17 protein-coding genes are annotated in these 20,967 nt (G+C 65.7%); 10 read left to right on the top strand and 7 right to left on the bottom strand.

Features of this window, described 5'->3' with window-relative positions; all coding sequences use genetic code 11:
- The first annotated feature begins 66 nt into the window (after positions 1–66).
- Genes glpX through AC07M1_RS03115 form a run of 3 tightly spaced genes read left to right on the top strand, consistent with a single transcriptional unit; the run spans position 67 to position 3,716 of the window.
- Positions 67–1,035, top strand: a complete 969-nt coding sequence (gene glpX, locus AC07M1_RS03125) for a class II fructose-bisphosphatase (protein WP_495161105.1) — start codon at positions 67–69, stop codon at positions 1,033–1,035.
- A gap of 55 nt (positions 1,036–1,090) precedes the next feature.
- Positions 1,091–1,798, top strand: a complete 708-nt coding sequence (locus AC07M1_RS03120; RefSeq protein ID WP_495161104.1) for a CPBP family intramembrane glutamic endopeptidase — start codon at positions 1,091–1,093, stop codon at positions 1,796–1,798.
- 52 nt (positions 1,799–1,850) lie between these two features.
- Positions 1,851–3,716, top strand: coding sequence for a CocE/NonD family hydrolase (locus AC07M1_RS03115; RefSeq protein ID WP_495161103.1), 1,866 nt, complete (start codon positions 1,851–1,853; stop codon positions 3,714–3,716).
- 9 nt (positions 3,717–3,725) lie between these two features.
- Here the strand turns inward: AC07M1_RS03115 and AC07M1_RS03110 are convergent, their stop codons facing one another.
- From AC07M1_RS03110 to AC07M1_RS03085, 6 genes are all read right to left on the bottom strand, one after another.
- Entirely contained in the window at positions 3,726–4,496 is a 771-nt protein-coding gene (locus AC07M1_RS03110) for an ABC transporter permease (protein ID WP_495161102.1), read from the bottom strand.
- On the bottom strand, positions 4,493–5,446 hold the full coding sequence (locus AC07M1_RS03105) for an ABC transporter ATP-binding protein (RefSeq protein ID WP_495161101.1): 954 nt from the start codon (positions 5,444–5,446) through the stop codon (positions 4,493–4,495). The genes AC07M1_RS03110 and AC07M1_RS03105 overlap by 4 nt, the downstream gene beginning before the upstream one ends.
- An 81-nt stretch (positions 5,447–5,527) precedes the next feature.
- Positions 5,528–6,604: a serine hydrolase domain-containing protein gene (locus AC07M1_RS03100; RefSeq protein ID WP_495161100.1), complete on the bottom strand. Its 1,077-nt coding sequence runs from the start codon at positions 6,602–6,604 to the stop codon at positions 5,528–5,530.
- A 25-nt stretch (positions 6,605–6,629) separates the two neighbouring features.
- Entirely contained in the window at positions 6,630–7,370 is a 741-nt protein-coding gene (locus AC07M1_RS03095) for a DsbA family protein (RefSeq protein WP_495162806.1), read from the bottom strand.
- Between the two features lie 8 nt (positions 7,371–7,378).
- Positions 7,379–8,728, bottom strand: a complete 1,350-nt coding sequence (locus AC07M1_RS03090) for a M48 family metalloprotease (RefSeq protein WP_495162805.1) — start codon at positions 8,726–8,728, stop codon at positions 7,379–7,381.
- A 132-nt stretch (positions 8,729–8,860) separates the two neighbouring features.
- On the bottom strand, positions 8,861–11,473 hold the full coding sequence (locus tag AC07M1_RS03085; protein ID WP_495161099.1) for an Rne/Rng family ribonuclease: 2,613 nt from the start codon (positions 11,471–11,473) through the stop codon (positions 8,861–8,863).
- A gap of 463 nt (positions 11,474–11,936) precedes the next feature.
- Between AC07M1_RS03085 and AC07M1_RS03080 the strand changes: the two genes are divergently transcribed.
- From AC07M1_RS03080 to AC07M1_RS03065, 4 genes are all read left to right on the top strand, one after another.
- The gene (locus AC07M1_RS03080; protein WP_495161098.1) at positions 11,937–13,181 is read left to right on the top strand and encodes an N-acetylmuramoyl-L-alanine amidase; all 1,245 of its coding nucleotides are present in this window, start codon (positions 11,937–11,939) and stop codon (positions 13,179–13,181) included.
- A 67-nt stretch (positions 13,182–13,248) separates the two neighbouring features.
- Complete coding sequence (locus AC07M1_RS03075) at positions 13,249–15,759, top strand: penicillin-binding protein 1A (protein ID WP_495161097.1); 2,511 nt, start codon at positions 13,249–13,251, stop codon at positions 15,757–15,759.
- A 181-nt stretch (positions 15,760–15,940) separates the two neighbouring features.
- Entirely contained in the window at positions 15,941–17,068 is a 1,128-nt protein-coding gene (prfB, locus tag AC07M1_RS03070; RefSeq protein ID WP_495161096.1) for a peptide chain release factor 2, read from the top strand.
- Between the two features lie 23 nt (positions 17,069–17,091).
- Positions 17,092–17,844 carry a class I SAM-dependent methyltransferase gene (locus AC07M1_RS03065; RefSeq protein ID WP_495162804.1) on the top strand — a complete coding sequence of 251 codons (753 nt, stop codon included), beginning with the start codon at positions 17,092–17,094 and terminating at the stop codon, positions 17,842–17,844.
- A gap of 1 nt (position 17,845) precedes the next feature.
- On the opposite strand, the gene AC07M1_RS03060 is transcribed toward AC07M1_RS03065, so the two are convergent.
- Positions 17,846–18,244 carry a JAB domain-containing protein gene (locus AC07M1_RS03060; RefSeq protein WP_495161095.1) on the bottom strand — a complete coding sequence of 133 codons (399 nt, stop codon included), beginning with the start codon at positions 18,242–18,244 and terminating at the stop codon, positions 17,846–17,848.
- Positions 18,245–18,394: 150 nt separating this feature from the next.
- Here AC07M1_RS03060 and AC07M1_RS03055 point away from each other — a divergent pair, with 150 nt between their 5' ends.
- The 3 genes from AC07M1_RS03055 to AC07M1_RS03045 all read left to right on the top strand — a co-directional run bounded on the left by AC07M1_RS03055 (position 18,395) and on the right by AC07M1_RS03045 (position 20,929).
- On the top strand, positions 18,395–19,189 hold the full coding sequence (locus AC07M1_RS03055; RefSeq protein WP_495162803.1) for a thymidylate synthase: 795 nt from the start codon (positions 18,395–18,397) through the stop codon (positions 19,187–19,189).
- The gene (locus AC07M1_RS03050) at positions 19,186–19,662 is read left to right on the top strand and encodes a dihydrofolate reductase (protein ID WP_495162802.1); all 477 of its coding nucleotides are present in this window, start codon (positions 19,186–19,188) and stop codon (positions 19,660–19,662) included. Before AC07M1_RS03055 ends, AC07M1_RS03050 begins: the two co-directional genes overlap by 4 nt.
- A 97-nt stretch (positions 19,663–19,759) precedes the next feature.
- On the top strand, positions 19,760–20,929 hold the full coding sequence (locus AC07M1_RS03045; RefSeq protein WP_495161094.1) for a dipeptidase: 1,170 nt from the start codon (positions 19,760–19,762) through the stop codon (positions 20,927–20,929).
- The last annotated feature ends 38 nt before the right edge of the window (positions 20,930–20,967 follow it).

Genomic DNA, 20,967 nt, shown 5'->3' with positions numbered 1-20,967 from the left:
CGACAAGCCCGGCGCGCGCTCCTATCGCCGCTCGAAACACGATCTTTAGAGGGGCTTCGCCAAATCATGCAGACCGCCAGCAAGGTGCTCGACCGCGTCCTGGTGCTTGAAATGGTGCGCGTCACCGAGGCCGCCGCCATCGCCGCGTCGACGTTGACCGGCCGCGGCGACGAGAAGGCCGCTGACGCCGCCGCCGTCGAGGCGATGCGCGCCGCGCTCAACTCGCTCTACATGGACGGCACCGTCGTGATCGGCGAGGGTGAGCGCGACGAAGCGCCGATGCTGTTCATCGGCGAGAAGGTCGGATCGGCACCGGGCAAGGGTCCGAAGATCGACATCGCGCTCGACCCGCTGGAAGGCACCACCATCTGCGCCAAGGCCGGGCCGAACAGCCTTGCCGTCCTGGCGATCGCCGAAGAGGGCAACCTGCTCAACGCGCCCGACGTCTATATGGACAAGATCGCGGTCGGCCCCGGCTATCCGCCAGAGGTCATCGACCTCGACAAGACGCCGACCCAGAATATCGAAGCGATCGCCGCGGCGAAGGGCGTGAAGCCCAACGAGATCATCGCCTGCGTACTCGATCGTCCGCGCCACGAGAAGATGATCGCCGAACTGCGCGCGATCGGCTGCGGCGTGGTGCTGATCGGCGACGGCGACGTCGCCGGCGTGATCGCGACCACCAATCCCGACACCACCATCGACGTCTATATGGGCCAGGGTGGCGCGCCCGAGGGCGTGCTCGCCTGCGCCGCGCTGCGCTGCGTCGGCGGCCAGTTCAAGGGCCGTCTCGTCTTCCGCAACGAGGATGAGCGCGCCCGCGCCCGCCGCTGGGGAATCGCGGACCTCGACAAGCAGTATGACCTGACCGAACTGGCCAAGGGCGATTGCATCTTCGCCGCGACCGGCGTGACCGACGGTTCGCTGCTTGAGGGCGTCAAGCGCCGGCCGGGCAAGATGACGACCGAGAGCGTGGTGATGCGTTCCAGTTCGGGGACCGTGCGCTGGGTCCGGGGCGAACATCGCAACGGATGACGCGGGACGTGGCCAGCGTCGCTGAAGCGGCACCAATTCGGCGGGACCCGCACGGTTGATCCATTGGGCACTGCTGGCGGCACTCATCGCCGCCTATGCCTGGTACCTCCGGGGCGGCGGCGTGCCGCCAGCCACCAGTCGGATCGCCCGCTATCGCCGCTGGATGCGCCGCGCGCCGCTGGCATTCGGGGCAAGTGCGCTAGCGGCGCTGGTGATCGGCGGCAGAATCGACGCGCTGACCCGCCTACCCCCTGAATTCGCCGCGCTAGCAGTCGAGGCACGCGGCCTTGCCGGGTTCAGCGGCGCCGCGTTCGAGGCCGCGGTGCTGGCTGGTCTTGCCGGCGGCGCCGTGCTTGGGCTTCTTCTCGCGCGCTGGCGGATGGGTCGCGGGAAGCGGCCATTCAGCGCGGGCGATATCGACCGCATCCTGCCTCGCGATCCCGGGGAGTTCGGCTGGACCACAATGCTGGGCGCTGCGGCCGGGGTCGTCGAGGAGTTGTTCTTCCGCCTTGCCCTGCCGCTGTTCGCAACGCTTGCGACCGGGAGCGCGTCGCTCGGCTTTTTGTTCGCGACGCTGCTGTTTGCGGGCGCGCACCGCTATCAGGGCTGGATGGGCATGGCCTTTTCCGGGGTCGTGGGGGCGCTGCTCTCGACGCTCTACCTTGCCACCGGAGAACTGTGGTTCGCGATGCTGATCCACGCGTTGCTCAACCTCAACGGGCTGGTCCTGCGTCCGGCGTTGTTGCGCCGCACTGACGATTGACAGGCCCCGGCGGCGCGCCTCTATTCCCGCCACAACCGGGGAGAGAGAGTGTATGTACCGCCGCGCCGCAATCCTTGCCGCCCTCGCCGCGACCACGCTGACTGCTCCCGCTCCCGCGCGCCAGGCGACCACGACGCAGGCGCCGGCAACGGCCTTCACCTTTCAGGAGGTGATGATCCCCATGCGCGACGGGACGAAGCTGCAGACGGTGATCCTGCGGCCCACGAACAAGAGCGGCAAGCTGCCGATCCTGCTCCAGCGTACCCCCTATGGCGTACCCGGCGCGGCGCCCAAGGCGGTGCCGGCGTCGATGAAGTATCTGATGGACGACGGCTATATCCTCGTCTTCCAGAACATGCGCGGGCGCTACAAGTCGGAGGGAAGCTTCGACATGTCGATGGCGCTTTCGCCGAAAGGGTCGAACGCGCCCGATGAGGCGAGCGACGCCTACGACACGATCGACTGGCTGGTGAAGAACGTCACCGACACGAACGGCCGAGTCGGGATGATGGGCGGCTCCTATCCCGGCTATGCCGCCGCGGTGGCGCTGGCGCGCCCGCATCCCGCGCTCAAGGCGATCAGCCCGCAGGCAGCGTGGAACGACTGGTGGATGAACGACGATCTCCATCGCTATGGCGCGCTCCGCCTCTCCTATCTCACCGACTGGACCTATGCGCTCCAGAACAACAAGAATGGCGACGATTTCGACTATAATCCCGGTGGACCAGCACCAGTGGATCTCTACGACTGGTTCCTGAAGCTCGGGCCGGTCGAGAATCTCGACAAGCTGTATTTCAAGGGCAGCGTGCCGATGCTGACCCAGATCATCGAGCACCCGAATTACGACGATCACTGGAAGCGCCAGGTGTGGACCGAACGGCTCGGCCGCACGACCGTGCCCACGCTGCATGTCGTCGGCTTCTGGGATCAGGAAGACCCGCTGGGCGGGTGGAAGATCTATGAGCAGATGGAGAAGGACGACCCCAAGGGGTTGAGCATCATCGCCGCCGGCCCGTGGAATCATGGCAGCTGGCGCGGCGCGGGCGATGATCTGGGCTATGTGAAGTTCGGCAAGCCCAGCGGCACCGAGTTCCAGCGCGATGTCGAGGCGCCCTTCTTCGCGCACTGGCTGCACGGCAAGGGACCCCAGCCGACCGGCGAGGCCAAGATCTTCCAGAGCGGATCGTGGCAGTGGAAGAACTATGCGAAATGGCCGCCCGCCGGGACGAAGGCGACGAACCTCTATCTGAACGCCGACGGGTCATTGTCCTTCGCGGCGCCTGCGAGCGAAGGGTGCCGCGAGTATATCTCCGATCCCGCCAATCCCGTACCGTACCGCGAGCGGCCGATCTCGGTCACCTATCCCTCGCAGGAGTGGAAATGGTGGGAAGCGGCGGACCAGCGCTTCGTCAACGGACGCCCCGATGTGCTGAGCTATGTCAGCGCCCCGCTCGACACGGACCTGACCGTGAGCGGCGCGATCAGCGCCACGCTGCGGGCTTCGACGTCGGGCACCGACAGCGACATGGTGGTCAAGCTGATCGACGTGCTGCCCGACGACTATGACAAAACGACCCCAGTGAAGGCGCTGGGCGACTATCCCAAGACGCTCAACGGCTATCAGCTGCCCATCGCCATGGAGGTCCGGCGCGGGCGCTGGCTCGAGAGCTTCTCGACGCCCAAGCCGCTGGTGCCGAACAAGGTCGTGGCGTGGAACGTGCCGCTGCGCGACCACGACCATGTCTTCAAGAAGGGTCACCGCATCATGGTTCAGGTGCAGTCGAGCTGGTTCCCGGTAATCGATCGCAACCCGCAGACCTTTGTGCCCAACATCTACAAGGCCAAGCCCAGCGACTTTGTGAAGGCGACCCAGCGGGTGTGCACCGGGTCGCTGATCACCTTGCCGGTCGCGGGATGAGACGGCGGCTCAGTTCTTGAGCCGCCAGCCACTCTTGAAGATCCAGCCGATCACGCCGAGGCACAGCAGCAGAAATGCCGCGGTGAAACCAAGGCTGACCCCGATCGAGACGTCGCCGGTGCCGAAAAAGCTCCAGCGAAACCCGCTGACCAGGTAGACGACCGGGTTGGCGAGGCTGATCGTGCGCCACGGATCGGGCAGCATGTTGATCGTGTAGAAGGCGCCGCCGAGAAAGGTCAGCGGAGTCACGATCAGCGCGGGGACGAACGAGAGCTGTTCGAACCCCTTGGCCCAGATGCCGATGATAAAGCCGAGCATGCTGAAGGTGAGCGCCGTCAGCACCAGCATCGTCAGCATCATCGCGGGGTGCCGAATCGGCACGTCGACGAACACCATCGCCGTGATCAGGATGATCAGCCCGATCGCGATCGACTTGGTCGCCGCAGCGCCGACATAGCCGATCACCATCTCCATCGCCGAGACCGGTGCCGATAACAGCTCGTACACCGTGCCGGTGAATTTGGGGAAATAGATGCCGATCGACGCGTTCGAGATCGATAGCTGGAGCAGGTTCATCATGATCAGGCCCGGCACGATGAAGCTGCCATAGGCGACGCCATCGAGCTCCTGCATCCGCGACCCGATCGCACCGCCGAACACGACGAAATAGAGCGCGGTCGTGATCACCGGCGTGACCAGGCTCTGCCACAAGGTACGCATGGCGCGCGCCATTTCGAACCGGTAGATCGCCCAGACGCCGTGATGGTTGAAGCCCCTCATGCCGCCTTCTCCTCAGCGCCCGCGTTCTGCTTGTTCTCGACAAGGTCGACGAAGATGTCTTCGAGGCTCGACTTGGAGGTATCGAGATCCTTGAACTGGATGCCGAGGTCACCGAGCTTGCGCAGCAGCGAAGGGATGCCTGTGCGCTCGGCCTGGGCATCGAAGGTGTAACGCAGCCGCGTACCCTCATCCTCCAGGCTCAGGTGCCATTCGTCGAGATCGTGAGGAACATCGTTCAGAGGCTCGACCAGCGCGATGTCCATCTCGCGCTTGCCGAGCTTCTTCATCAGCTCGGCCTTGCCCTCGACCAACAGCAGTTCGCCCTTGTTGATCACGCCCACCCGATCGGCCATTTCCTCGGCTTCTTCGATATAATGGGTGGTCAGGATGATGGTGGTGCCGCGCTCACGCAGCGAGCCGATCAGCTTCCACATGTCGCGGCGGAGCGAGACGTCGACGCCCGCCGTGGGCTCGTCGAGGAACAGGATGTCGGGCTCGTGCGCCAGCGCCTTGGCGATCAGCACGCGGCGCTTCATTCCGCCCGACAACTCCATCACCTTGGAATTGCGCTTGTCGTAGAGCGACAGGTCTTTCAGCACCTGATCGATATAGGCGTCGTTCGCGGGGCGACCGAACAGGCGACGGCTGTAGCGCGTCGTCGCCTGAACCGTCTCGAACATGTCGACCGACAATTCCTGAGGCACCAGCCCGATCTTCATCCGCGCCGCGCGCGGCTCGCTGATCGCGTCGTGGCCATCGACGATGATCGTGCCCGAGCTGGGCGTGACGATGCCGCAGATGATCGAGATGAGCGTCGTCTTGCCGGCGCCGTTCGGCCCGAGCAGCGCGAAAATCTCGCCCTTGTTGATGTCGAGATCGACCGATCCCAACGCCTTGTGCCCCGAGGCATAGGTCTTGCTGACACCGCGAACGGATAGGATCGGCTGCATGGAAGGCCCCCTGACTTGCGCGCGATGTAGGGACGGTTGCGAGCTACACAACCCGCAATGTTCGTTCTTCGTTCGATTTTTCTATTCGGCCGTTTCGTGCGATTTCAGGATCGCGCGGTAACCGCTCAGTACCAGCGACTGCGGATCGATCGCCTCGATCACCCGCATCGCCAATGGCGCATCGCCCTCCCCCGACAGAAAGACCAATGCGCCATCGCGCGTGTCGGCGTCGAAATAGGCGATGGCCGAGACGCCCGGATCGCCGCCGTCATGCAGCACCATCCGCCGCTTGCCGAACCGCATGACCTGCCAGCCCAGACCCATCGCGACGCTGTCCGGGCATCCCGCCACAGGCTTCGCGCATCCGGGCATCGCTACCTGTGGCCGCAGCCTTTCTTCCTTGAGCTTGGCACTCAGCCCGTCGCCGCGCGCCACCCCAGCAACGAAGGCGGCATAGTCGCCGACGGTCGTGTAGATGTCGTCCGCGCCAAGCCAATGGCCATAGGGATGCGGCCCGCCGCTGCCGGGATAGCCGTTGCCGTTCGCCGGTACCGCGACGCGGCCCTCCATCCACGGCCGCCAAGTATAGGCGATGCGGGCAAGCCCCATCGGTCGGAACAGGTGCGCGTCGGCCAGATCCTCGAAATCCGCGCGCAGCTTGCGCGCGGCGAAGCGGGCGACCAGTTCATAGCCCTCGCCCGAGTAGATATAGCCGGTCCCAGGCTCGCGCGCGAAGACCAGGCGCCGGTTTTCCGGGCGCCAGTTGGGCAGGCCGGTCTGATGGCTGACCGCAAAGCGCGGCGTGAGCCGCTTTGCGCGCGGATCGGCGGCAATATCCGGGTCCATCCACACCGGGGCCATCGGTTCATCGAGGCCGATCCGACCCGCCTGAACCAGCCGCATGACCAGTTCGGCGGTCACCGGCTTGGTCATCGACGCAATGTTGAAGAAGGTATCACGCGTTGCCGGCTGCTTGTCGGTCTGGGCGCCGGCAACGCCGGTCCACACCACCTTGCCGTCGCGGATCAGCGCCGCGCCGATCGCGGTGCGGGGATGTTCGCGGGCAAGCGCCGCGATCGCATCCTCGCGCGAAACCTGAGCAACCACGGGGTCGACGACCATCGCCGCTAGAAGCAATGCCAAGACGCCGATACGCATACACCCTCCCCTTGGCCCGCGCGGTTCAGCCCTTCTTGCGCGCCGCCTGAACCGCCTGTTCGAGCACCTCATAGGGCACCATGCCGGAAATGACGCGGTCGCCGATCACCCAGCTGGGCGTGCCGGTCACCCCAAGCTTGCTCGCGACATCGAGATTGCTCGCGATCTCGCCTTCCACCCGCGGGGTCGTCAGCGCAGCCTGAGCCTTCGCCGTATCGAGCCCGGCCGAAGCCGCCGCCGCGCGGATCGATCCCTCGCTCAGCTGGCCCGCCGAATAGAGGGCGGAATGGAACGGCTTGAACTTGCCCTGATCGGCGGCGGCCAAGCCCCAGCGCGCAGCGGTGCGGCTGACATCGCTCAGCACCGGCAGCTCGCGATAGACGATGCGGACATTCTTGTCCGACGCCACCAGCCGTTCGATCATCGGCAGGCTGGCGCGGCAATAGCCGCAGGCATAATCCATGAAGACCGCGACGGTGACATCACCCTTGGGATTGCCTTCCCATGCGCTGGCGTAAGGCTGAGTGATCGCATCGCGGCTCGACGAGACCGCCTTGCCGGTCTCGCGTTCCTGCAGGCGTTTCATCGCCTCAGGCAGGATTTCTGGATTAGCGAGCACATAATCGCGCACGATCTGACCGATCCGCGCCTTGTCCGTATCGGCGACGCCCGCCGGCGCGAGTGTCTGGACACCAAGCACCGCTCCCGCGCCGATCGCCGCGGACAACGCCACCAGGCCGGCAATCGCCAGCGGAGTCTTCACCATGAAATCCATCACCTTCTTTTTCTGTCCTGCATCACCGCCTGAGCGGCCATGACGATATCCTGCGCGCGAATCCAGTCCGGCGAGCCCTGCGGCAGCCCCGCCATAGCCGCCTGAGCGCTGGGAAGCGCGCGGCCCATGTCGCCGACCATGCTGGACCGTTCGGCGGTCGCGAGCGCGGCGCGGGCGCTATCGCCCTTGCGTTCATAGACCATACCGAGCTGATACCAGGCGAAGGGATTCTCCTGGTCGCGTACCACCGATTGGCGAAGCACCTTTTCCGCTTCGGGCAGCAGCGCCGGATCCTCGACCGCGAGCAGCGCATGGCCAAAGGTGGTGGCGATCAGCGGCTGATAATTGGTCTTCTCGGTCGCCGCGCGCAACGGCGCGATCGCGTCCTTCGGCTTGCCGGATTCAAGCAGGATCTGCCCCTCCAGCTCCAGGAAATAGGGATTGCCGGGCTCGGCCTTCACCAGCGCCGCGGCCTCGGCAGCAGCCTGCTCAGGGTAACCCGATTTATGATAGGCATAGGCTCGGGCGTAGCGCGCCGGAACGGTCGTGTCGGTTTCCGGATACCGTTTCAGCGTATCCTTGGGATCGGAGACATAGCCGCGCAGCTTGGCCTGCATGCGACGGAACCTCTCCTCCAGCGCGGGGTCATTGGGTTTGCTCCACGCCGGATCGGCCTGGAGGTCCGCCGTCAGCGTCGCGATACGCTCGCCCGACATCGGGTGGCTCATCACGTAACTCTGCTCACCGCCGCGCTTGAGGCCCCAGCGATATTCCTGCTGCTGAAGCTTCTTGAAGAAATCGAGCATCCCGCGCCCGCTGACTCCCGCGCCCGAAAGGTAGCGCACACCGGCAGCGTCGGTGGTCGCTTCCTGCGCACGGCTGAAGGCGAGGAAATTGCCAAGCGCGGCGCGCTGGCCCATCTGCATCAACCCCATACCGGCGTCCGCCGATCCGGCGGCCATTGCGGCGGCGCCGAGCAGCAGGCTGAGAATGGTGATGCCGGTAGCGCCCTTGGCCATGCGGTCGCTCAGCGGCACGTGACCGCCAGTGACGTGACCCAGTTCATGCGCGATCACGCCCTGCACTTCATTGGCGCTGGAAGCGGCGTCGATCAGGCCCGAATGGACATAAACGGCCTGACCGCCCGCGACGAAGGCGTTGATCGAAGGATCGCCGATCAGGATGATCCGGACATTGTTGGGCTGAAGATTAGCGGCCTTGATCAGGTCCCGCGACATGTCCGCGAGCAGCGCCTCGCTCTCGGCATCACGCAAGATCGATTGAGCGAAGGCCGGACTCGTGACGCAGACGAGCAGCAGGAGCGCGAAGAGCGATATGAAGCGCTTCATGGCCGGCATCATGGCGGATTATCCCCTGCGATCAACCACCCGCCGCCAACGCAGGCCCCGGAATGGGATAGGTCGGTCCGCATGAACGATGCGTGAGCGGCGGGAATGATGCCATTCCCGCCGCTCGACACATTATGCTCCGAAGGTGCGCTGCCACCAGCCGCGGCGCGGCTCGCCATCGTCGCCGACGACGTCGTCCTCGCCGCGTTCGGCCGGAGCCGCAGCGGTCGGCTCCAGATCCTGCGCGACCGGCGCGGCAGCCTTGGCACGGCTGCGGCGCTTCGGCTTGGCCGGTGCTTCGTCGGCTGCCGGCGCGGGAGCCGCTTCCGCAACCACTTCAGGCGCGGCTTCCAGAGCGGGGGCTTCGGCTTCGGCCTTCTTGCGGCGAGTACGCTTGGGCTTGACCGGAACTTCTTCGGCTTCCGGCTGCGGCTCGACAACGGCTTCGACGACCGGTTCGGCTGCGGGCGCTTCGGCGTCCGCCGCCTTCTTGCGGGTGCGGCGCTTGGGCTTGGCCGGGGCCTCTTCCTCGACTTCAGCGGTCACAGGCTCGGCAGGCGCCTCCTCTGCGGCTTCGGCGGTCTCGGTGGCTTCCGCCTCAACAGTCTCAGCGCCATTACCGCGACGCCCGCCACGGCGGCCACGACGCCGGCGCTTGCGATGCTCGCCTTCCTCGGTTGCGGCCTCAGCAGACACTTCGGCCTCGTCGGTTGCCTCGACCTCATCGGCCTCAGCTTCACCCTCGGCGCCTTCGACATTGTCCTCGGGCTCATGATGCTCGCCGCCCTCTTCGTCGCGGCGGCCGCGGCGGCCGCGACGACGACGACGGCGCTTACGGCCTTCGCCATCGCCCTCACCACGGTCGCTGCGCTCGCGGCGTTCGCGCGGCTCGCGGGCCTCGACCTCTTCTTCCTCGTCTTCGTCCTCGTCGATCTCCTCGACGAAGTCCTCCTCGATCTCCTCGATCGCGGCGGCGAACTTGGGCGCGTGCGCCGGCGGCGGGCCGCTGGCCTCGACCGACATGCGCGCGCCTTCGAGCTCGCCGTCCGACAGGATCTCGACCATCACACCATAACGGTCTTCGATCTCGGCAATGTCGGCGCGCTTCTTGTTGAGCACATAGAAGGCCGCTTCCTGGCTGCAGCGCAGCGTCAGCAGAGAGCCGCGGCCGCGTGCGGCCTCATCCTCGATCAGGCGCAGCGCGGAAAGGCCCGCCGACGACGCGGTGCGGACCAGACCCGTGCCCTCGCAATGCGGACAGGTGACGGTCGACGCCTCGAGCACGCCGGTGCGCAGACGCTGGCGGCTCATCTCCATCAGGCCGAAGGCGCTGATGCGGCCGACCTGGATGCGCGCGCGATCGTTCTTGAGCGCTTCCTTCATCGCCTTCTCGACCTTCCGGACGTTCGATCCGTGGTCCATGTCGATGAAGTCGATGACGACGAGGCCGGCCATGTCGCGCAGGCGCAGCTGACGCGCGATTTCCTGTGCCGCCTCAAGGTTGGTCGCGGTCGCGGTCTGCTCGATATTGTGCTCGCGCGTCGAACGGCCCGAGTTGATGTCGATGCTGACCAGCGCCTCGGTCGGGTTGATAACGAGATAGCCGCCCGATTTCAGCTGGACCACCGGGTGGTACATCGCCGCGAGCTGATCCTCGACATGCGCGCGCTGGAACAGCGGCACGGGATCGCTGTAATGCTTCACCTTCTTGGCGTGACTGGGCATCAGGAGCTTCATGAACTCCTTGGCGTGACGATAGCCGTCCTCGCCTTCGACGATCACTTCCTCGATATCGCGATTGTAGATGTCGCGGATCGCCCGCTTCATCAGATCGCTGTCGCCATAGACCAGCGCCGGCGCGGCCGATTGAAGCGTCTTTTCCCGAATCTCGTCCCACAGGCGGGCGAGATAGTCGAAGTCACGCTTGATCTCGGTCTTGGTGCGCTGGAGCCCCGCGGTGCGGACGATGCAGCCCATCGTCGGCGGAAGCTTCAGATCCGACATGATCGACTTGAGGCGCTTGCGGTCGGCGGACGAGCTGATCTTGCGGCTGATCCCGCCGCCATGCGCGGTGTTGGGCATCAGGACGCAATAGCGGCCGGCGAGCGACAGATAGGTGGTCAGCGCCGCGCCCTTGTTGCCGCGCTCTTCCTTGACGACCTGGACCAGCAGCACCTGACGGCGGCGGATCACGTCCTGAATCTTGTAGCGACGACGCAGATTCATGCGGCGCTGGCGCAGCGCCTCGACCTGATCGTCGGTGCCCTTGCGACCGCGGCGACGGCGTCCGCCATTGCCGGAGCCGCCCTCTTCGCCGTCCGAACCCTCAGCGGCTTCCTCGTCCTCATCGGCGGGGCGCTCGACGACTTCGACGTCGCCGCCTTCCTCGTCGTCATGATCATGGTCGTGATCATAATCGCCATCGGCTTCTTCACGAAGCGCGGCTTCCTCGGCGGCGTGCTCGGCTTCTTCACGAAGCAGCGCTTCGCGATCTTCCTTGGGGATCTGGTAATAGTCGGGGTGGATTTCACTAAAGGCCAGGAAGCCATGGCGGTTACCGCCATATTCGACGAACGCCGCCTGGAGCGACGGCTCCACACGGGTCACTTTGGCCAGATAGATATTGCCCTTGAGCTGCTTGCGCTCGGCGGACTCGAAATCAAACTCCTCGATTCGGTTCCCTTTGACGACGGCCACACGGGTTTCTTCCCGGTGGCGTGCGTCGATCAGCATACGCGTGGTCATTTAATGTTCTCCGGGCGCGCCGAGCGGTTGTCAGCCGCAGCACGCGGTCAATGATACCGACCGCGCTGCTCCGGGCAGCACGGTCGAAATGGGTTTGAAGATTTGCGTCTGCTGCAAGCGCACGTCCGAGCCCGCGGCCCGGATGCTTCACCGTCGCGTTCCGGCCGGCTGGAACAGCCTGGCGTTCGGAGCGACGGGAAAATTGCGACATCACAGCATCAACCTGAATTACCGCCGAAAGATGGTGGCGGCGAATGGCCGGCACAAGCCGGTCGGCGATGCGTAGCACCCCGCAACCGGCCGCGCAACGGATCAGCCTGTCGCACGGCGGACCGGCAAGCCATTGCCACCCATTCCGGCAAAAACATGCCGAATCCTGAATTAACCGTGCTGTTTCACCTCGTTGGAAGTGCCCCCCGCCTATCCGGTCCGGGTCAGGGAATAGCTTTGTGAGTAAAAGTGCATGCTTTTGGGCTGGACCCCCCCCAGCCCGGCGCGGCATATCGCCCGGGTGTCCTTCTTTCTTGCCCTCCTCGCCGGCTGGCTGTCCGGCGCGCCGAGTTGGGCAGGCACGATCCGCGACATCGACGTTCAGTCGAATCGCATCGTCATCCAGTTCGATGAACGGGTGGCGTCGGCGAGCAGCTTCGTGCTCGCGGGTCCGAACCGTATCGCGCTCGATCTGACGGGCGCGGCTCCGGGCGCGCGCGCCGATGCCCGCGGGCCGGTCAACGGGATTCGGCAGGCGGCGCGCGGCGATGGATCCCGCGTGGTGTTCGACCTGTCCCGCCCCGCGATCGTGACGCAGGGCCGCTTCTCCGCAGATGGCACGGCGCTCACGCTCGAGTTGCGAACGGTCGACGATTCGCGCTTCGCCCGAGCCGCGGCTGAAGGTCGGATGAGCTTCCTGCCCCCGTTCAGTTTCGCTGGGGCCGCGACGCGCCACAGCTACAGCGTATCGGCGCCGGTGCCGGCACGTCCGGCCGCCTATCGGTTGCCGCGAATCCAGGGCAACGACAGCCGGCCACTGGTGGTGATCGATGCCGGCCATGGCGGGCACGATCCCGGCGCGATGTCAGCCGACGGTCTCCAGGAAAAGGACCTGACGCTCAAGGTCGCGCGAGCGATGCGCGACGAACTGGTCGCCTCAGGCCGGGTCCGTGTCGCGATGACACGCGAGGACGACCGCTATCTGCTTCACCGCGATCGATTCGAGATCGCGCGCAAGCTCGGCGCCGCGCTCTTCATCTCGGTCCATTGCGACGCCGCCCACAATGCCGAGGCCAGCGGCGCGACCGTCTATACCCTGTCGGAGATCGCATCGGACAAGGAAGCCGCACGCCTGGCCGCGCGCGAAAACAAGTCGGATCTGCTCTCGGGCATCGACCTGGGTGGACAGAATCGGGAGGTGTCATCGATCCTGATCGACCTGACCCAGCGCGAGACGATGAATAGCTCGGCCAAGTTCGCGCGGCTGCTCGGCCGCGAGGCCCAGGGACTGATCCCGGTCAAGGACAATTACCATCGCATGGCGTCGCTGCTGGTACTGAAGGCGCCCGACGTCCCGTCGATCCTGTTCGAGACCGGCTATATCTCGAACGCCAAGGACGCGGCTTTCCTCAACTCCGCCGACGGCCGCCGCCGCATCGCCGAGAGCGTGAATCGCGCGGTCGCAATCCATTTCGCGACCCGGACGGCGGCGCGGTGAGAGGTCTTTCACCACCCGCCGCATGCGCGGGTGGCAAGGCGCTTCAATCCTGCTAAACCCCGCCCCAATGGCGGAAGCGACCCAACCCAATTTCAGGCTGAAGTTCACGCGAGGGGATGCCGGAGGCCGCTTTGCGGAACTCCGCAAACGCTGGTGGTTCAAGGTACTCGCGTGGCTGGCGCTGCTCTCAGGTGTCGGAACGGCGGTGCTGTGGGCATTGTTCCTGCGCGACCTGCCCTCGGTCGACATGTTGCGCGCCTATGAGCCGCCGCTGCCGACCAATGTCCGGCAGGGCGACGGCTCCCCGCTGCGCAGCTATGCGCGCGAGCGTCGCGTTGAGCTGTCCTATGACGAATATCCCAAATTGCTCGTCGGCGCCTTCCTCTCGGCCGAGGACAAGACCTTCTTCGACCATGGCGGCGTCGACTATCCTGGCCTGGTCCGCGCAGCGTGGCAGGGGCTGACCAGCGGCGAGACCCCACGCGGCACTTCGACCATCACGCAACAGGTCGCCAAGAACCTGCTGCTCAACAACGAGGTCAGCTACGTCCGCAAGGCGCGCGAGGCGATTCTCGCCTTCCGCATCGAGAATACGCTGTCGAAGGAGCAGATCCTCGAACTCTACCTCAACCAGATCGCGCTCGGCCGGAACGCGTTCGGAGTCGAGGCCGCGGCACATGCCTATTTCGACAAGGATCTGAGCCAGCTCAGCCTGCCGCAATTCGCCTATCTCGCGATCCTGCCCAAGGGTCCGTCCAACTATATGCCCGAGCGCCATGCCGATCGCGCGATCGAGCGGCGCAACTGGGTGCTCGGGCAGATGCGCGACAATGGCTATATCGACCAGGCGGCCTATCAGGCCGCGATCGCGGCCCCGCTCGGCGCGGTGCCGCGCAAGTCGCCCACGGTCGATCCGCTCGGCGGCTATTTCATCGAGGAAGTCCGCCGCCAGCTGCTCGACAAGTTCGGCGAGACCGAAAAGGTCGGACCGTACAGCGTCTATGCCGGCGGCCTGTGGGTTCGAACCTCGTTCGACCCGGAACTCCAGAAGGCGGCGCAGAAAGCGCTGCGCGACGGCCTGCTCCGTTACGACCGCGGACGCGGCTGGTCCGGCCCGATGCGCGAAGTGGCTTTCGAGGGCGACAATTGGCGGGCGGCGCTGCTCAACACCAACATCAACCTCGACTATGAGGACTGGCGCCCGGCGATCGTCATCTCGAATAGCGGCGGCACGGTGGAGCTCGGCTTCGGCGACGGCCAGACCGGGGCGCTGCCCGCCTCCGGTGCGCAGATGCCAGTACGCGGCCAGGGCGGGGCTGCATTCAACGTCCTGAAGCCCGGCGACGTCATCGCGGTCGCACCCGAGGGCGGCGTCTTCGGGCTGCGTTCGATCCCCAAGGTTTCCGGCGGGATGATCGTCCAGGATCCAAACACCGGCCGCGTGCTCGCGATGCAGGGCGGCTTCGATGCGACGGTACAGGCGTTCAACCGCGCGACCCAGGCGCAGCGCCAGCCGGGATCGACGATCAAGCCGATCGTCTATGCCGCCGCGCTCGAGAACGGGATGACCCCCGCCTCGATCATCGTCGACGGCCCCTTCTGCGTCTATCAGGGCGCGGCGCTCGGCCAGAAATGCTTCCGCAACTTTGGCGGCACGCGCGGCGCGGGGCCAAAGACGCTGCGCTGGGGCGTCGAGCAGTCGCGCAATCTGATGACCGTGCAGGCAGCAAACACCACCGGGATGGAAAAGGTGGTCGACGTCATGCAGCGCATGGGGGTCAGCTCACAGAAATATCCGCCTTATCTCTCCTACTCGCTCGGCGCGGGGGAGACGACGGTGATGCGGATGGTCAACGCCTATTCGATCCTGGTCAATCACGGCCGCGCCCTTAATCCCTCGCTCGTCGATTTCGCACAGGATCGCCACGGCAAGGTAATCTGGCCGGAGAACTGGCGCGCATGCGACCGCTGCAACATGCCCGACTGGGACGGCAAGCCGATGCCGCGCCCGGTCATCCGCTCGCGTCAGGTGATCGATGCGATGAGCGCCTATCAGATGGTGCACATTACCGAAGGCGTGATCCAGCGCGGCACCGCGACCATCCTGCGCGACCTCAATCGTCCGATCATGGGCAAGACCGGCACTTCGAACGGCCCGCGCGACGTATGGTTCATCGGCGGCACGCCGCAGATGATCGCCGGCGTCTATATCGGCTACGACACACCGACCAATCTGGGCGGATATGCGCAGGGCGGCACGCTCGCCGCGCCGATCTTCAAGCAGTTCGCGCAAAAGGCGTATGAGGGGATGGACGTACTTCCCTTCACCGCCCCTGCGGGTATCCGCATGGTGCGCATCGACCGCGCCAGCGGTCGCCGTGTCTATGGTGCCTGGCCGGGTACCGACCCCAAGGCCGGGGTGATATGGGAAGCGTTCAAGCCCGAGAGCGAACCCCGCCGCCGTGCGCGTCACAGTGAAGCGGCGGATGCCCCCAAGGCCGAGGTGACCAAGAAAGCCGTGCGTCAGGAAGGGCCCCGCGACAGCGACTTCTTGCAACGCGAGGGCGGAATCTACTAGCGGGGATCAAAATCCGGACCTCACCGTCACCCCGGCCTTGTGCCTGGGTCCACGGTGCCTGAAGGGATGGACTTGAGCCTCTTGCACCACGCTTGTCGCCCGGTGGACCCCGGCACAAGGCCGGGGTGACGAATAAACGGTCCGGTTCTGCCGTGCCCTTGAAGTTTGAAAGGTTACGACGATGCGCGCCGAAGCGCAGGCATATGCCGACAAGATCAATGATGCGCTCGCGCTGCTCCGTCGCTTCATCGACTGGGACAAGGCGCTGCGTCGGCTCGACGAACTCAATGCGCGGGTCGAGGATCCGACGCTGTGGGAGAATCCCAAGGCCGCGCAGGACGTGATGCGCGAGCGCCGCCGGCTCGACGAATCGATCACGGCGACCCGCGCGATCGAGCGCGAGCTGTCCGACACGTCCGAGCTGATCGAGATGGCCGAGGCCGAGGGCGACGAGGAAATGGCGGTCGAGGGCGTCGCCGGCCTCGCCGCGCTCGCCGCGCGCGCCGAAGAGGACAAGGTCAAGGCACTACTCTCGGGCGAGGCCGACGGCAACGACACCTATCTCGAAGTCCATTCGGGCGCCGGCGGCACCGAGAGCCAGGACTGGGCCGAGATGCTCCAGCGCATGTACACACGCTGGGCCGAGCGCCACGGCTTCAAGGTCGAGCTGATGGACTATCACGCCGGCGAACAGGCCGGGATCAAGTCCGCGACCCTGCTGATCAAGGGCGAGAACGCATATGGCTATGCCAAGACCGAAAGCGGCGTGCACCGCCTGGTCCGCATCAGCCCCTATGACAGCTCGGCGCGGCGCCACACCAGCTTCTCGTCCGTCTGGGTCTATCCGGTGATCGACGATTCGATCGAGATCGAGATCAACGAGAGCGACCTGAAGATCGATACCTATCGCGCGTCGGGCGCGGGCGGGCAGCACGTCAACACCACCGACTCCGCGGTCCGAATCACTCACGTTCCAAGCGGCATCATCGTCGCCAGCCAGCAGGATCGTTCGCAGCACAAGAACCGCGCGACCGCGATGGGGATGCTGAAGGCGCGCATGTACGAAGCGGAACTCGCCAAGCGCGAAGCGGCGGCGATGGGCACCTATTCGGCCAAGACCGAGATCGGCTGGGGCCACCAGATCCGCTCCTATGTCCTCCAGCCCTATCAGCTGGTGAAGGATCTGCGCACCGGAACCACTTCCACCGCGCCCGCAGATGTGCTCGACGGGGCACTCGACCCGTTCATGGCAGCTGCGCTATCACAGCGCGTGACCGGCGAAACGGTTGAGGTGGAGGACGTGGATTGAGGCCAAAGGGCGCCTCGCTGCTGATGCTGGGTGCCCTTGCGATTGCGGGGTGCGACGCGACCGAGCCGCGCCCGGCGCCCAAGCCCGAAGCCGAGCAGGAGCTTCACTTCCCCGCCGCCGACCGTCCGGTCGCGACCATCGTCTCCGCGCGCTGGTCGACCGAGGAGGCCCGCGACCGGCTCAACGAAGCCGACGCGGTGATGGACCTCGCCCAGATCAAGCCGGGCACCACCGTCGCCGATATCGGTGCTGGTGAAGGCTATTACACGATCCGCCTCTCCGCCCGCGTCGGCAAGCGCGGACGCGTATTGGCGCAGGACATCATCCCCGGCGTGCGTGACGCGCTCGCCCAGCGCGTGTCGCGCGAGCGGCTGGACAATGTCAGCGTGCGCCTGGGTGAGCCGGAAGACCCCAAACTGCCCGAGAACAGCTTCGACCGTATCCTGATGGTGCACATGTACCATGAGGTCGAAGACCCCTATGAATTCCTCTGGCGGATGCGCCCTTCGTTGCGCCCCGACGGGCTGGTCGTCGTCGTCGATGCCGATCGCGAGACGCAGAATCACGGCACCCCGCCCGAACTGCTGAAATGCGAATTCGCCGCGGTCGGCTACAAGCTGGTGACGATGCGCGACATGCCGTCGGCTGGCGGTTATCTCGCCACGTTCAAGGCGGAAGGGCCACGGCCCGCGCCCGAGGCGATCCGCGCCTGTCGCTTCAAGCCATCCGCCAAGAAGGGTGCCGCACCAGCCCCTCAATCCACGACGGACGAATAGCCTAGAGCAGTCCGGCGGCGCGAAAGCTCCATGCGCCGCCGTTGCCCACCACCAGATGTTCGTGCAGCCGCACGCCGAGCGCGCGCAGCGCATCGGACAGTTGTCGGGTAGCATCGCGATCGGCACGGCTCGGCCAGGCCTCACCGCTTGGATGGTTGTGCGCCATCACCACCACCGCCGCATCGAGGCTGAGCGCATCGATGGCGACACGCCGGATGGGGAGATCGATCGCGTCTGACACGGTGCCGCGCGCATGGCGAAGCCCGAGCACGCGACCTTCACCGTCGCAATAGGCGAAGGCCGCGACCTCGACCTTTTCCCCGGCGACGCTGTCCGCGACGAGCTGTCCCGCCGCCGCGAACGGCGTGCCGGGGGATGGGAGAGACGCGTGCAACGTCATTCCGGTATCGTTTCGAAATCCGCTGACGCCGTCGAGCCGAACCACCTCCGCAGCGGATCGTCCTTCATCCATTATGGACTTGAGACGATCCACAGCTTCACGGGCGCCCGCGCTTGGCGGCGCGGCGGTGCTCGGCTAGGCTGCGGGGCGATGCGGCAATATCTCGATCTCATGGAACGGGCGCTAGCCCATGGCGCGGTGCAGATGGACCGCACCGGCGTCGGCACGCGCAGCGTGTTCGGCCACCAGATGCGCTTCGACCTGTCGCAGGGCTTTCCGGTGCTGACCACCAAGAAGCTGCATCTCCGCTCGATCATCGTCGAACTGCTGTGGTTCCTGCGCGGCGACACCAATGTGAAATGGCTCAACGAGCGCAAGGTCAGCATCTGGGACGAATGGGCCGACGAGAATGGCGACCTCGGCCCCGTCTATGGCAAGCAATGGCGCGACTGGCAGGCGCCCGACGGCAACCATATCGACCAGATCAAGGAACTGATCGAGACCCTGAAGGCCAACCCCGCCTCGCGCCGGATGATCGTGTCCGCCTGGAACCCGGGCGAGCTGGGCGCGATGGCGCTGGCGCCGTGCCACTGCCTGTTCCAGTGCCATGTCGCGAACGGCAAGCTCTCGCTCCAGCTTTACCAGCGCTCAGCCGACATCTTCCTCGGCGTGCCATTCAACATCGCGAGCTACGCGCTGCTCACCCATATGCTCGCGCAGCAATGCGACCTGGAGCCGGGCGAGTTCATCTGGACCGGCGGCGACTGCCACCTCTACTCCAACCACCTGGAACAGGCCGAGCTGCAGCTCTCCCGCGCGCCCGGCCCGCTCCCGCGGCTCGAAATCCTGCGCAAGCCGGACTCGATCGACGCCTATGAGTATGAGGACTTCGTCCTCCACGATTATGTCGCCCAGCCGCACATCAAGGCCGAGGTCGCGGTCTGATCAGCTTCCATCTCGCGCGGGCCGATAACGGCGTGATCGGGGTGGACGGACGACTGCCCTGGCACCTGCCGGCCGACCTCAAGCGCTTCAAGGCCCAGACCATGGGCAAGCCCATGATCATGGGCCGCAAGACCTTTGAGAGTTTCCCCTCGCCCCTGCCCGGCCGTCGCCACATCGTGCTGACGCGCGATGCGTCGTGGCGGCGCGAAGGGGCGGAGGTCGCCACCTCGGTCGAGGACGCGCTGGCGCTCGCGGGGGAAGGCGACATCGCGGTGATCGGCGGTGCGGAGATTTTCGCGCTGTTCCTGCCACTCGCCGACCGCATCGAGTTGACGCAGGTCCATGTCTCGCCCGACGGCGATGCCATCGTCCCGCCTTTTGGCACCGAATGGCGCGAGATGGCGCGCGAGGAATATCCCGCCGACGGCGACCGCCCGGCCCACAGCTTCGTCACCCTCGAACGCTTGACGTAATCGTCAATCCGGCCTTGTGCCGCGAGCCATGCTGCCGCACACCATGCGGTCAGTGGATTCCGGCGCGATTCCGGCGTCCCGGCGGGGAGGAAAGACGATGCGGAAGCTGTTGTTCTGGGCGATCATCCTTGTCCTGATCGCCGCCGCCGCGTTCTTCGTATTCGCACCCGGCATCGTCGAGAAGGGTATGAACAAGGTGGTGGCAACGAAGCTCCCCGCCGTCAGCCCGGAGACGAGAAAGTTGCACGACAGCCTGCAGATCGCCGATCTGCATGAGGACACGTTGCTGTGGAAGCGCAGCCTCAACGACCGCTCGGATCGCGGTCAGGTCGACCTGCCCCGGCTGATCGAGGGCAATGTCGCACTTCAGGTTTTCTCTTCGGTCACCAAGACCCCCAAGAACCAGAATTACGACGCCAATGGCGCCGACAGCGACAACATCACGCTGCTGACCGTCGCCCAGCTCCAGCCGCCGCGCACCTGGACCTCGCTGCTCGAGCGCTCGCTGTTCCACGCCCAAAAACTCGACCGCGCCGCCGCAGCTTCGGACGGCAAGCTGCGCGTGATCCGTACCCCCGCCGATCTCGACGCACTGCTCGACGCGCGCGCCAAGGGGCAGAAGATCGTCGGTGGCCTGCTCTCGATCGAGGGCCTGCAGAACATGCAGGGCAAGCTCGCCAATATCGACCGGCTGCACGCCGCGGGTTTCCGCATGGCGGGCCTCACCCACTTCTTCGACAACGAGCTGGCCGGATCGATGCATGGCCTGGCCAAGGGCGGGCTCACACCACTTGGCCGCAAGACCGTCCGCCGCATGGAGGAGCTGGGCATGGTGGTCGACATCGCCCATGCCAGCCACGCATCGGTGGCTGAGATCCTGGCCATGGCGAAGCGCCCCGTCGTCTCCAGCCATGGCGGCGTGCAGGCGGTGTGCAAGGTCAACCGCAACCTCTCCGATGCCGAGATTCGCGGCGTGGCGAAGACCGGCGGAGTCGTCGGCATCGGCTATTGGGACGCGGCGATCTGCGGTACCGAGCCCGAAAAGGTCGCCGCGGCGATCGCGCATGTCCGCGACCTGGTCGGCATCGACCATGTCGGTCTTGGCTCCGACTTCGACGGCGCGGTGACGACCGGCTTCGACACCGCCCAGCTCGTCTTCGTGACCCAGGCACTGGTCGACCGCGGCTTCACGCCGCAGGAGATCAGCAAGGTGATGGGCGGCAACGTCCTGCGCCTGCTGCGGGCAGGCATCGCGCCTGCGCGGTGAGTCTGGCGGCTGAGTTGGCACCGACGAAAGCGGCCTCT

It is taken from the genome of Sphingomonas sp. GW821-FHT10C01, assembly GCF_059415525.1.
The sequence above is the reverse complement of the archived record's forward strand: the minus strand, read 5'-3'. Positions and strand labels throughout refer to the sequence as shown.

What these genes read in the sequence shown, in the direction of transcription:
- AC07M1_RS03055 (WP_495162803.1), top strand. Translation starts at nt 18,395, where the DNA reads ATGCGGCAATATCTCGATCTCATGGAACGGGCGCTAGCCCATGGCGCG.
- AC07M1_RS03075 (WP_495161097.1), top strand. Translation starts at nt 13,249, where the DNA reads ATGGCGGAAGCGACCCAACCCAATTTCAGGCTGAAGTTCACGCGAGGG.
- AC07M1_RS03080 (WP_495161098.1), top strand. Translation starts at nt 11,937, where the DNA reads ATGCTTTTGGGCTGGACCCCCCCCAGCCCGGCGCGGCATATCGCCCGG.
- glpX (WP_495161105.1), top strand. Translation starts at nt 67, where the DNA reads ATGCAGACCGCCAGCAAGGTGCTCGACCGCGTCCTGGTGCTTGAAATG.
- prfB (WP_495161096.1), top strand. Translation starts at nt 15,941, where the DNA reads ATGCGCGCCGAAGCGCAGGCATATGCCGACAAGATCAATGATGCGCTC.
- AC07M1_RS03110 (WP_495161102.1), bottom strand. Translation starts at nt 4,496, where the DNA reads ATGAGGGGCTTCAACCATCACGGCGTCTGGGCGATCTACCGGTTCGAA.
- AC07M1_RS03065 (WP_495162804.1), top strand. Translation starts at nt 17,092, where the DNA reads ATGCTGGGTGCCCTTGCGATTGCGGGGTGCGACGCGACCGAGCCGCGC.
- AC07M1_RS03090 (WP_495162805.1), bottom strand. Translation starts at nt 8,728, where the DNA reads ATGAAGCGCTTCATATCGCTCTTCGCGCTCCTGCTGCTCGTCTGCGTC.
- AC07M1_RS03045 (WP_495161094.1), top strand. Translation starts at nt 19,760, where the DNA reads ATGCGGAAGCTGTTGTTCTGGGCGATCATCCTTGTCCTGATCGCCGCC.
- AC07M1_RS03105 (WP_495161101.1), bottom strand. Translation starts at nt 5,446, where the DNA reads ATGCAGCCGATCCTATCCGTTCGCGGTGTCAGCAAGACCTATGCCTCG.
- AC07M1_RS03085 (WP_495161099.1), bottom strand. Translation starts at nt 11,473, where the DNA reads ATGACCACGCGTATGCTGATCGACGCACGCCACCGGGAAGAAACCCGT.
- AC07M1_RS03060 (WP_495161095.1), bottom strand. Translation starts at nt 18,244, where the DNA reads ATGACGTTGCACGCGTCTCTCCCATCCCCCGGCACGCCGTTCGCGGCG.
- AC07M1_RS03115 (WP_495161103.1), top strand. Translation starts at nt 1,851, where the DNA reads ATGTACCGCCGCGCCGCAATCCTTGCCGCCCTCGCCGCGACCACGCTG.
- AC07M1_RS03095 (WP_495162806.1), bottom strand. Translation starts at nt 7,370, where the DNA reads ATGGTGAAGACTCCGCTGGCGATTGCCGGCCTGGTGGCGTTGTCCGCG.
- AC07M1_RS03100 (WP_495161100.1), bottom strand. Translation starts at nt 6,604, where the DNA reads ATGCGTATCGGCGTCTTGGCATTGCTTCTAGCGGCGATGGTCGTCGAC.